This is a genomic window from Treponema sp. R80B11-R83G3 (assembly GCF_054786115.1).
This window is the reverse complement of sequence record NZ_BDHF01000245.1, coordinates 1-1,152: the sequence shown is the minus strand read 5'-3', so window position 1 is coordinate 1,152 and position 1,152 is coordinate 1. Positions and strand designations below refer to the sequence as shown.

General features: G+C 41.2%; 1 protein-coding gene. It reads right to left on the bottom strand.

All coding sequences use genetic code 11. The features are described from left to right. Positions 1-15: 15 nt before the first annotated feature. Positions 16-1,152 (bottom strand): response regulator (locus tag ACYVRH_RS13040; RefSeq protein WP_461257330.1); only part of this gene is annotated, 1,137 nt, incomplete at its 5' end.

The window sequence follows — 1,152 nt, the reverse complement described above, 5'->3', positions numbered from 1 at the left end:
CTAATTAAGAAGCACCTATTCAGTTACATCAGACAACAAATCCGTAGCTTCAGTAAAATTAAACTCCTCAAAAGCCAAGGCGGCATTTTTCAATAAAGCGTTGTTTTGCTCGCCGAAATCATAAGTCAACAAATCGTTAATAATATTAAGACCCGCGTCACTGTCAAAGTCAGAAATGGCTTGACGCGCTTTCTCAATTTGACCTTTTAAATAGGCTTTATCCCCTATCTTTTTTTTGCTATCTTCCTGAGCGTTAGCAGGGAAAATAGCCGACAGGTCTTCATGCAGATTTAAAAGTTTTCCTTTTAAAACCGGAAACCTCTGCACGCAGAATTCAAAATCGTTTTCTTTGGCAGCCGTTTCCAGCCTGAACGCCGCTTCAGATAAACTCATCGCGCCTATTGTGGACAGGGCGGACTTCATGGCGTGAACTGAAATAGCAAAGCCGCTTATATCACCGTGCTTTATCTTGGCGGACATGTCGTCACATTCTAAAACAATTTTCTGGTTGAAAAGCGCCAGTGTTTCCTTGTACATGTTTTCCATGCCGGAGACGCGGTTCAGGCCAATCTCAACATTGATTTCCTCGATTTTATCCAACTCGGAGAGAAAATTACCGCTTGCTTCTTCATTATCATCATTCACTTCTATTTCTCCATCTTTTCTTATCTCGATTTTTTCCAGAGGAAGCCATTCTTTCAGGACTTTATACATTTCTTGAACATCAATTGGTTTAGAAATAAACCCGTCAAATCCGCTGGATAAAAACATTTCCTTTGCGCCTTGAACCGCGTTTGCCGTCAGGGCTATGATAGGCAAATTTTTATACTTGCCGCCAAGTTTTCTTATTAAGCCGGTTGCCGTAACGCCGTCCATTTCGGGCATCATGTGATCCATAAATACAATGTCATAATCGTCCTTCTGAACCATATCGATTGCTTCCTTTCCGGAAAAAGCGCTGTGCACATTGATCTTAAACAGGCCGATTAATCCTTCGGCGACCCTTATATTAAATTCATTGTCATCTACAACCAGAATTTTAGCGTTCGGCGCGGACAGGGTGCGTCCTTCCAACAAACCTTTACTTGATTTAACTTCTTCTTTTTTACCCAATACAATTGGAATTATGATCATGAAAACGCTTCCCTGTTC